Origin of the sequence: Flavobacterium sp. CF108 (assembly GCF_900129795.1) — a bacterium.
Taxonomy (GTDB): domain Bacteria; phylum Bacteroidota; class Bacteroidia; order Flavobacteriales; family Flavobacteriaceae; genus Flavobacterium.
The window spans coordinates 502,031-512,994 of record NZ_FQWW01000004.1; the positions used below are offsets into that span (position 1 = coordinate 502,031).

General features: G+C 34.3%; 10 protein-coding genes. 9 read left to right on the forward strand and 1 reads right to left on the reverse strand.

Going from position 1 to position 10,964, the window contains the following annotated elements; translation table 11 throughout:
* Window positions 1–4: 4 nt before the first annotated feature.
* From hemF to BUE10_RS13905, 7 genes are all read left to right on the forward strand, one after another.
* Window positions 5–907 carry an oxygen-dependent coproporphyrinogen oxidase gene (gene hemF, locus BUE10_RS13875; protein WP_073486142.1) on the forward strand — a complete coding sequence of 301 codons (903 nt, stop codon included), beginning with the start codon at window positions 5–7 and terminating at the stop codon, window positions 905–907.
* A 2-nt stretch (window positions 908–909) separates the two neighbouring features.
* A complete protein-coding gene (locus tag BUE10_RS13880) occupies window positions 910–1,836 on the forward strand; it encodes a DUF4421 family protein (protein ID WP_234984745.1) in 927 nt (308 codons plus the stop codon).
* Window positions 1,837–1,868: 32 nt separating this feature from the next.
* Window positions 1,869–2,756: a fructose bisphosphate aldolase gene (locus tag BUE10_RS13885; RefSeq protein WP_073486144.1), complete on the forward strand. Its 888-nt coding sequence runs from the start codon at window positions 1,869–1,871 to the stop codon at window positions 2,754–2,756.
* Window positions 2,757–2,874: 118 nt separating this feature from the next.
* On the forward strand, window positions 2,875–3,867 hold the full coding sequence (gene hemB / locus BUE10_RS13890; RefSeq protein ID WP_073486001.1) for a porphobilinogen synthase: 993 nt from the start codon (window positions 2,875–2,877) through the stop codon (window positions 3,865–3,867).
* Between the two features lies 1 nt (window position 3,868).
* Entirely contained in the window at window positions 3,869–4,270 is a 402-nt protein-coding gene (locus tag BUE10_RS13895) for a c-type cytochrome (protein ID WP_073486003.1), read from the forward strand.
* Between the two features lie 242 nt (window positions 4,271–4,512).
* Window positions 4,513–6,009, forward strand: coding sequence for a hypothetical protein (locus BUE10_RS13900; protein ID WP_073486005.1), 1,497 nt, complete (start codon window positions 4,513–4,515; stop codon window positions 6,007–6,009).
* Window positions 6,010–6,012: 3 nt separating this feature from the next.
* Entirely contained in the window at window positions 6,013–6,654 is a 642-nt protein-coding gene (locus tag BUE10_RS13905; RefSeq protein ID WP_073486007.1) for a hypothetical protein, read from the forward strand.
* A gap of 82 nt (window positions 6,655–6,736) precedes the next feature.
* Here the strand turns inward: BUE10_RS13905 and BUE10_RS13910 are convergent, their stop codons facing one another.
* Entirely contained in the window at window positions 6,737–8,797 is a 2,061-nt protein-coding gene (locus BUE10_RS13910; RefSeq protein ID WP_073486009.1) for a M13 family metallopeptidase, read from the reverse strand.
* 202 nt (window positions 8,798–8,999) lie between these two features.
* On the opposite strand from BUE10_RS13910, the gene BUE10_RS13915 reads away from it, so the two are divergent.
* Entirely contained in the window at window positions 9,000–9,923 is a 924-nt protein-coding gene (locus BUE10_RS13915; RefSeq protein WP_073486011.1) for a DMT family transporter, read from the forward strand.
* Window positions 9,924–10,258: 335 nt separating this feature from the next.
* Entirely contained in the window at window positions 10,259–10,924 is a 666-nt protein-coding gene (locus BUE10_RS13920; protein WP_073486013.1) for an SCO family protein, read from the forward strand.
* Window positions 10,925–10,964 lie beyond the last annotated feature (40 nt).

Sequence of the window (10,964 nt, forward strand, 5' to 3'; positions counted from 1 at the left end):
AATCATGAAAGATAAATTTTACGCATACATACAACAATTACAAGATCAAATCTGTGCTGGATTAGAAACTGTTGACGGAACTGCAAAGTTTCGTGAAGATCTTTGGAAACGTCCTGAAGGCGGCGGCGGAAGAACACGCGTTATTGAAAACGGAGCTGTTTTTGAAAAAGGCGGTGTCAACATTTCTGCTGTTCATGGAAAACTTCCTGAAACCATGCAAAAGATGTTTGGTGTAGGCGAAGCCGATTTTTTTGCCTGCGGATTGAGTTTGGTTATTCATCCCCAAAACCCGATGACGCCAACGGTGCATGCTAATTGGCGTTATTTTGAAATGTATGATGAAGCTGGAAATGTTATTGAACAATGGTTTGGCGGCGGACAAGATTTAACACCATATTATTTGTTTGAAGAAGATGCAAAACACTTTCATCAAACTTGTAAAACAGCTTGCGATAAACACAATCCGGAGTTTTATCCGAAATATAAAAAACAATGCGATTCGTATTTCTGGAATGCACACCGAAACGAAGCCCGCGGAATTGGCGGTTTATTCTTTGATTATTGCAAAGCAAATGAACAAATGTCGATGGAAAACTGGTACAATTTTGTAACCGAAGTCGGAAATAGTTTCCTTGAAGCTTATGTTCCAATTGTCGAAAGAAGAAAGAATTTAGAATATACTCCAGAAAACAAAACCTGGCAGGAAATTCGCCGAGGCCGATATGTTGAGTTTAATTTGGTTCATGATAAAGGAACTTTATTCGGATTAAAAACAAACGGGCGAATTGAAAGTATTCTGATGAGCCTTCCTCCACATGTACAATGGGTTTATGATCATCATGCAGAAGCCGGAAGCGAAGAAGAAAAATTAGTAAATGTTTTAGAAAATCAGCGAGAATGGATCTAAAAATGATTTATATAGCGTTTTTTGTCAGCGTTTTTGGGTGCTTTTCTCAAAATGATTCGCTGCGAAATCCGTATTTTAAATCATATAATGATAAAATTACCGCCAGTATATATTATTTAGATACTTCTAATAGTTTTCAGATTGCTTCGGATGCTCAGGAACCCAAAACATATCTTAATCTTATTCCAAATCGAAGAGAACAGATTGGTTTTAACTTGAATTATAAGATCATTGATATTTCGGTTGGTTTTGCGCCCAAATTTCTAGAGGGCAATAAAGGCGATTCTCATTCCAAGCATTTTAATTTTAATACCCGTTTTTACTATAAAAAATGGATGCAGTCGTTCACTTTCATCAATCAAAAAGGATTTTATGTAAGTGATGATAATTTAACGGCACAACTGCCAAGAATGCGTACTACGAAAATTGGTGGAACAACATCGTATGTTTTTAATGATAAGTTCTCTTTTAAAACATTGATAAGCCAAAATGAATGGCAGACTAAAAGTTCCGGAAGTTTTATTCCGACTTTCTCATTTTATTACACCAACATAGATTTAAATACTCCCGACACAACTCCAGGTGACATTTATGTATTTACACTGGCACCATCCTACTTCTATAATTTTGTAATTAGTGATCGTATTTTAATTGGTGCAGGAGTTGCTTTGGGTGCCGGAATTAATGATATTGATGGAGATACCTCAGCTTTATATCAGGCTGATTTAAATTTAAAACTGGCTTATAACAATGACCGTTTCTTTGGTTATGCAAGTCTTAATTCGGTAAGTTTTTCTCAGGATGATAAAGTCGATCCGCGGCTTAACGATAATATTGCCACTTTAAAACTTTCTCTGGGTTATCGATTTGATCCTCCAAAAGAAGTGGAAAAGGTTTATGATAAAGTAAATGATAAAATAGGTTTGTAATGTTTAATCTAAAATAAGAAATTATGGAAAAGGTGAACGTAGAACAATTAAACCGCATGAATTCAGGAAAAGGATTTATTGCAGCACTAGATCAAAGCGGCGGCAGCACGCCAAAAGCATTATCGCAATATGGCGTTGAAGAAAGCAGTTACACAAATGATGAAGAAATGTACACACTTGTACATGAAATGAGAACCAGAATTATTAAAAGTCCGGCTTTTGACAGCCAATATATTCTGGGTGCCATTTTGTTTGAAAACACGATGGATCGCAAAATCGACGGAATATGGACTGCCGATTATTTGTGGGAAAAGAAAAACATAGTTCCTTTTCTAAAAGTCGATAAAGGACTTGCCGATCTTGCAAATGGCGTACAATTAATGAAACCTATTTCAAATCTGGATGAATTGTTGGATCGAGCTGTAGAACGAAATGTTTTTGGAACTAAAATGCGTTCTGTTATTAAAGAAGCAAACGCTGTTGGAATTCGCGAAATAGTGGAACAGCAATTTGAAGTAGGAAAACAAATCTTTGCAAAAGGACTTATCCCAATTATTGAACCTGAAGTTGATATTTACAGTACAGATAAAGAAAAATCAGAAGAGATTCTAAAAGAAGAAATCATAAAACAGCTTAATGCATTAGACAAAGATGTAAAAGTGATGTTGAAACTTTCGATTCCAACTGTGAATGACTTTTACAGTAACCTAATATCTGATCCGCATGTTGTGCGAGTTGTAGCATTATCTGGTGGATATGGTCAGGAAGAAGCCAATGAAAAGCTTTCGCAAAACCACGGATTAATTGCAAGTTTTTCACGCGCATTATCTGAAGGCCTTTTCGCCAATCAATCTGATGATGTATTTAATACAAAATTAGAGAAGACCATTAAAGGGATTTATGAAGCTTCAATAACATAAGTAAGTCGAAAATTTAAAGTCGTAAAGTCAAAAGCATTGACAATCAATTAATAAAAATCAAAAAATAAGATTGCAGAAAAATCTAAAATCTGCATTCTAAAATCTAAAATTCAAAACAATGTTCCCATTACAAAGAAACCGTCGTTTAAGAACCAACGAATCAATTCGTTCATTAGTTCGTGAAACCAGCTTAAGTCCACAAGATTTTATGCTTCCAATGTTTGTTGCCGAAGGAAAAGACATCAAATCCGCAATTCCTTCAATGCCTGGAATTTATCGCCATTCATTAGACAACATAATTAAAGAAGTAAAAGAAGCCTGGGATTTAGGAATAAAGGCGGTAAACATCTACGTAAAAGTAAGCGATAATTTAAAAGACAATAAAGGTACAGAAGCGTGGAATAAAGACGGTTTAATGCAGCAAACTATCCGTGCGATAAAAGATGCTGTTCCGGAAATGATTGTAATGCCAGATGTGGCTTTAGATCCGTATTCTATTTATGGCCACGACGGAATTATCGAAAATGGTCAATTAATTAACGATGCAACCGTTGATGCTTTAACCCGAATGAGTTTAAGCCATGCAGAAGCTGGTGCAGATTTTGTAGCGCCAAGCGATATGATGGATGGACGCGTTTTGGCGATTAGAAAAGCATTGGAACAAAACGGACATCACAATGTTGGAATCATGAGTTATAGTGCCAAATATGCTTCGGCATTTTATGGCCCATTTCGTGATGCTTTAGATTCTGCTCCGGTTGATTCGCAAAATATCCCAAAAGATAAAAAGACTTATCAAATGGATTATGCTAACCGAATTGAAGGAATTCGCGAAGCTTTATTAGATGTTGAAGAAGGTGCAGATATCGTTATGGTAAAACCGGGAATTGCCTATTTAGACATTGTTCGCGAGGTAAAAAATGCTGTTCATGTGCCCGTTGCCGTTTACCAAGTATCTGGTGAGTACGCGATGGTAAAGGCCGCAGCCGAAAGAGGATGGTTAGATCACGACAAAATCATGATAGAGCAACTTTATTGCATTAAGCGTGCAGGTGCAAGTATTATCTCTACTTATTTTGCAAAAGAAGCTTCAATACTTTTAAATAAATAAAATGAAAAAAGTATTATTCTTATCTGCCGTTTTAGCATTTGCATCGTGTAAAAAAGAAGTTTCAGAAAGTACAGACCAAACTACAGAAGCATATTCTGAAGGAGAATCGGCGAAAGCCAAAACACCTGAAGCTTTAGGAAAAGAAATTTTTGAAGGAAGAGGAAATTGTACTTCATGCCATCAGCCGGATCAAAAAGTTATTGGGCCGAGTATTAAGGAAATTGCCAAAATCTATAAAGACAAAAAAGGTGATATCCCTACTTTCTTGAAAGGAAATGCAGATCCAATTGTTGATCCGAGTCAGTTTTCAGTAATGCAGACTAATTTTGGAATAACCAAAGCAATGTCTGACGAAGAATTAAAAGCAATTGAAACTTATATTTACTGTAATTTAAGCAATTAATATTTTACTGTAAAATAGAAGAAAACCGTCTCAAACTTTATATTGAGGCGGTTTTTTTCTTTAGAAAAATAATTTATTTATATCAATCCGTCTGGTTTCTAAAGATTTTTTGTAATCTGCCTTCTCTTCAAATTAATCCTATTCTTGTGTAAATTGAACTTATTGTGGCTTGTTGATTGTTTTTTAGGCTTTTAATTTATGTAAACTTAAAAACCTAACTAACCCTTCAAGGCAAAATAAAAATGAAGAAAAATAAATTTGTTACCACAATTTGTTCTTTAACTGTACTTTTAGCCATAGCTTTTACACTTTCAAATTGCGAAAGTAATTCTGAAAAACAAACTCAAGATACATCTTTTTCAATAGCCATGGCAAAGGATTGGTATCATTATAAGTTCAAAGAATCTGCAGAATGGAAAGAAAATAATGAACGTGAGAATATGATTCCAGATTGGAATCATCCAATATTTCGTAAATTAGACGGATTAGAGGTTGTAGAATTTCCTTTGATTCAAAAAGATCTTAAAATTAATACTACTAGTAAGGAATTAAATACTTCTCTTTTAAAAATTGGATTTATGAAGATAAACAACGACAGTATAATAGCTCGTAAATTGTATTACATTCCTGAATTGAATTATCTCAATAAGAGTCCTTATAACGAAACCAAAATAAATCTGAGTAAGTACAATAATGATTTCATAGGTTTATTAATTACAAAGAAATGGAATAATGAAACCTTGTCTTATAAAAAAATAAGCAAAAACACTATAAACGAATTAGCTATACCAGATGATCTTCGCAAAAGCAATAAAAACAGTAAATTGACAAGTGGAGTACCAACAACAGAAAATCCTTCTTGGTTTATAGAGTTGAATAGTGTGACTATAATGGGCGGACAAAGACGATACTATTATTATATTAATCCCTTTTCAACTAAAACAGATCTTTATAAAGAATCTTATTTCAATAATAACACATATCAATACAACGGATATTATTATCCTTTAACAAGTGGAAGCAGAGTTGCTTTGGCAGTAACCACAGCTCAATCTATCGAGAATACCACAATTTACTCAACATTTAGTAATTGCAAGAAAGCTATATTGGAAAGACTAAAAAATTCCACAGACATTGATATAGCAAATTTATTTACGGCATTAGGCGCAGATACTAAAATTAAAGTAACATTAATCGACGATTATCCAGTTAATGACAAAGGAATACCAATATGGACTGTAGCTTCGACAACAAGGACAAATCCTAAAACTCCTTTTGATTACACTATTAGAATAAATCCAGATTACACTCATAACAATCTATCTTTAGCTGTTACAATGTTACACGAATTAGTACATGCTTATTTTATGAGCTTGACCGATAATATGTCTAAAGATAATGGGCTAGTATCGAACAATTATCCTCTTTTATTTCAAGCATACTGTGATAAATTCTATCCAGGAAGGGCAGACATTCATCATGAAGAAATGGCAAACAAATATGTAATTGCAATGGCAAGAGCATTGCAAGAATTTCAAACAGGAGTACCAGCTGTTAATGGTGTTCCTGATAAATTATACCTTGACTTAGCTTGGGGAGGATTACACGATACCCCTATTTATGAAAAAAACTTCCCTTTAGGCAGTGCTGAAAGGAATAGAATAGATAGCGAATTTCAAGCAGAACTTAGGAATGGTTATGTAGGAGGGTATTACCCAATTGGTGCAAAATGCAATTAGAAGATGAAAAAAACGCTAATCATAATGTTAATTAATATTTGTTTGTTTTCGAGCTGTGCTCCTACTAAAACAGACAAATACAACGCGCTAAATGATTATTTAGACTCAGTTGTTAATGACACCGAAGAAATAATCATTATAAAAGAAAAAGAATCACCAGATCTTGCTATAATAATGTTTTACGGAAATGACTTTTATTCGCAGTTTCCCGACACTACAGTCGTAATAAGAGAGAATGGTATACAAGGTCTTGTATATAATAATGACAAGCATTCTAATTTATTTACCCAAAAAGACTGGTTAAAAATGAAAAAAAAGTATGGCGGTACAAAAAGTAATACTTTAGCAAATAGCGGATATTGGGATATTAATGATTTTAGACATAGAAGCATAGTATTTAAGAACCAAGATGTGTTTTTAAAAGATATTATCTCTTTTAAAAATTTTGACATACCTAATTCGCAAAAAAGAGTGTTTAATTTATCGTATCCAATATCATACAAGAAAAAGTACTTGGTTTTTAGTGTCGTGGTAAAAACAACGAGATCGATAGGTCGTGCTATTATTAACAATACTGTAGTCATGGAAAAAATTAATAACAAATGGATTGTTATAGACCGAGCCTATGCACAATGCTGTGATTAATCTAAAATAATCTTTTACTGATACAAAAAAGAAAAAAGCTGGCTCAATATAAAATTGAGCCAGCTTCTTATTATTTATGAGATTACCAGATTTTTACTCGTTTCTCTGGGCTTACAAACATTTTGTCTCCATTTTTAATACCAAAGGCTTCATAAAAAGCATCAACATTTTGAATTGGAACATAAGCTCTGTACATTCCCGGCGAATGCGGATCTGTTTTTACTTGGTTTTTAATCGCTTCGTCTCTAGACTTGGTTCTCCAAACGGTTGCCCAAGAAATAAAGAAACGCTGCTCTGGAGTAAATCCGTCAATTAATCCCGGATTTCCGTGTGCTTTCAAATACAATTGCAAACCATCATAAGCAGCATTGATTCCGCCTAAATCTCCAATATTTTCACCTAAAGTAAATTTACCATCCACATGAATTCCCGGTAACGGCTCTAAAGCGCTGTATTGATCTGCCAATTCAGAACCTAATTTTGTAAATTGCTCTAAATCCTGAGGCGTCCACCAGTCAACAAGATTTCCTTCTGCATTGTAACGTGCACCAGAATCATCAAAACCGTGTGAAATTTCGTGACCAATAACCGCTCCAATACCACCATAATTTACCGCTTCGTCAGCTTGGTAATTGTAAAACGGCGGCTGTAAGATGGCAGCTGGAAATACAATTTCATTATATGATGGATTGTAATAAGCATTTACCGTTTGCGGAGACATTCCCCACTCTGTTTTATCAACCGGTTTACTCAATTTTGCAATACCTTTGTTGAAATTCCAAATAGATAAACTTTTCGAATTCTCAAAATAACTTCCGCCATCAGCAACGTTTTTAATTTTAAGTGCCGAATAATCTTTCCATTTATCAGGATAACCAACCTTGATAGTTATTTTATTTAGTTTTTCAATAGCTTTTGCCTTTGTGTCTTTAGACATCCAGCTTAAGTTGTTAATACGGTTTTGGTAAGCCGTAATAACATTATGAATCATATCAAGCGCTTTGGTTTTTGCTTCAGCAGGAAATACTTTTTCTACATACAATTTACCAAGTGCTTCACCAATACCTCGGTTTACAACCTGCAAAGCTTTCTCTTCTCTTGGTAATTGTTTTACAGCTCCTCTTAACGTTTTGCTGTAAAAATCGAAATTAGCCGTTTCAATATCTGTTGATAATTTTGTAGATGAAGAATTTAATAAATCCCATTTCAGGTATTCTTTCCACTGCGCTACTTTATTTTCAGTAAATACCGTTTGCAGAGCTTTCATGTATTTTGGCTCAATAACAACAACAGTATCTAATTTCGCCAGACCAATTCCTGTAAAATAAGCATCCCATTTTATCGCCGGAGTTAATTTTTGAAGTTCGGCAACCGTCATTGGGTTATATTGTAAACGGCTGTCTCTGCTTTCAACGCGGTCTAATCTTGGTTTTGACAATTCCGTTTCAAAAGCCAGAATTTCTTTAGCACTTTGTTTCGCTTTCTCTGGAGTTTCTCCAATAAACTGAAGCATTCTCGCTACGTGAAGTTCGTATTTAGCACGTTTTTCTTTAGAATCTTTATCTTCAGAAGTATAATAATCTTTATCAGGAAGTCCTAATTGGCTTACTGCAAGGCTTACTGAATTTTTAGAACTGTTTTTTTCATCGGCTCCAATATAGATTCCAAAGAATCCAGAACCTCCTTCAGGTTCCATTTCAACCAAAAACTTTTGAAGATCTGCCACATTTTTAATGGCATCAATCTTTTTCAAATAGGGTTTCAAAGGATTAATTCCTGCTTTGTTTCTTCCAACAGTATCTAAAACAGTCAGGAATAAGTTAACAGCTTTTCCCTGATCCGTATCTGATTTATACTTTGGATTTTTTGATGCATCTTTTAAAATAGACATTACATCTTTGTCTGTCTTTTTAATCAATTCATTAAAACTTCCCCAAGTGGTACGATCGCTTGGAATTTCTGTCTTATCCAGCCATGTTCCGTTTACATATTGGAAAAAATCCTGGCTCGGACTAATTTTGGTATTCATGTACGATACATTGATACCAGGTTCTTTTGCTGCAGTGGTTTGTGCTTCGATTGCTGTAAAAGAAAGCATTGCAGAAAAAGCACAAAACAAAGGTTTAGTAAGTTGTTTTTTCATTTATAAATGTGTTTCGAGTGTATACACAAACATATCGTTAAAATTTGTAACTCTATGTTAAAATTTATGCAATAATAATGTGTAAGTATTCTTCTATAACATTTTAATAGAAACCATCGATTATTTTCATGAATTAAAACCTTGTTTTTCACTGATTATTAAAATTGTTTTTGGAATATTTGTTTAAAGATTTAAAGTCAAAATGAGAGCAAAAATTCAGAATGCAGTTTCCGGAAAAATTGAAGCTATTGGTTTACCCATTATGGCTTTATGCTGGGTAAGTTTTTTTTGGGGAACAACGTGGTTAGCTTCAAAAGAAGGTGTTAAGCATATGCCGGCATTACAGCTGGCAACAATTCGTCAGTTTTTGGGCGGGCTAATTTATGTGGGCTATTTTATGCTGAAAAAACAGCCTTGGCCAAAAGGAAAACAATGGCGTACGATTCTTGTTTTGAGTTTTTTGAATTTTGTTTGCAGCAACGGTTTAAGTACATGGGGTGTAAAATATATGACAAGCGGATTGGGTGCCATCATTAGTGCTCTTTTCCCAATTTGGATTATTATCATTAATTTTTTTAATGGCGAACGAATTGCAAAAATGGCTTTGTTTGGAATTCTAATCAGTTTTGGGGGAATTTGTGTTATTTTCATCGATTATATTGCCGACTTTTTAAGACCTGATTTTCAATTCGGAATCTTTTTAATGACGGCTTCAACGATTACTTGGGCATTTGGAATTTTGCAAACCAAGAAAAAAGCAGCCAGTTTTAATCCGTATTTTAGTTTGGGGTTACAGATGCTGATTTCAAGCGTGTTTCTTTTTGGAATTACAGAAACGGCCGGAGTTAATATTCCGCTGAGCGAAATCCCTTCTGAATCCTGGTGGGCAATTGGGTATCTGGTAATAATTGGTTCTGTTTTAACTTTCATTGCTTTTATTTATACGCTGCAGCATCTTCCAACTGAAATCAGCAGTATTTATGTTTACATCAATCCAATTGTTGCGATGATTTTGGGTTCGATCATTTTTGGTGAAACACTTACGCAGGCTATTGCAATTGGTTCAGCTGTAACTTTAACGGGATTGTATATGGTGAACAAATCTATTCGAAAGCCTAAGAGTTAAGATACTATAAGAGATAGCACGCGGATGACGCAGGTTCGCTTTGCGAAAACGCAGATTTACACGGATTTTTTATTTTTATTACCTTAAATAAAATTGGCGATTTACGTTGTAGTCGCTCGACTTTGCTCAGGATAACAACATTGTGTTTAAACCTTTGGATTAATACTATCTATAAAAATCCGCATAAATCCGCGTTTTCGCAAAGCGAATCTGTTTTATCTATATACCATTTCACAATCCTGTCGTAGAAAATACATTGCAGGTTCTCTGTTAAAAACAACACGCAATTAGCTTTTTAAAAAGTGCTTTTCGTATTTTTGCGCCAAATTATTTTTATGAAATCGCTTCTTTATAAATACCGCAAATTCTTCATTGTATTAATTGTATTTTCTGTAGTCACTATATCTTTATTTTATTCGGCTTTAAAGCCACAAAAAACACTTCCGATTTATAATCCTGCCGATGTAAATCCGGAATTGGTTGACAGTACCATTCAGTACAAAAGTAAATACCATACGATTGCCGATTTTTCGTTTGTAAACCAAAACGGGGATACAATTACCCAAAAAAATTACGAAGGAAAAATTTATGTTGCTGATTTCTTCTTTACAACCTGCGGTTCCATCTGCCCAAAAATGTCAACCAACTTGGCTGATGTTCAAAAAGCGGTTTTGAACAATCCAAAAGTAATGCTGCTTTCTCATACAGTGTTTCCAGAAGTTGACAGTGTTTCGGTTTTAAAGGCTTATGCGGTAAAATATGGAGTTGTAGACAGCAAATGGAATTTGGTTACCGGAGATAAAAAAGAGATTTATACTATGGCCAGAAAATCTTATCTGGCTGTAAAATTGGGTCGCCCAGATCAGTTGTATGATATGGTTCATACAGAGAATTTTGTTTTGGTGGATCAAAAAAGACGCGTTCGCGGATTTTATGACGGAACAAAAAAGGAAGATATTACAAGATTATTGGAAGACATAGATTTCTTATCAAAAGAGTAAAATACCTTATTTTTAGAAAGATTTAGCATTTTCAAACCTT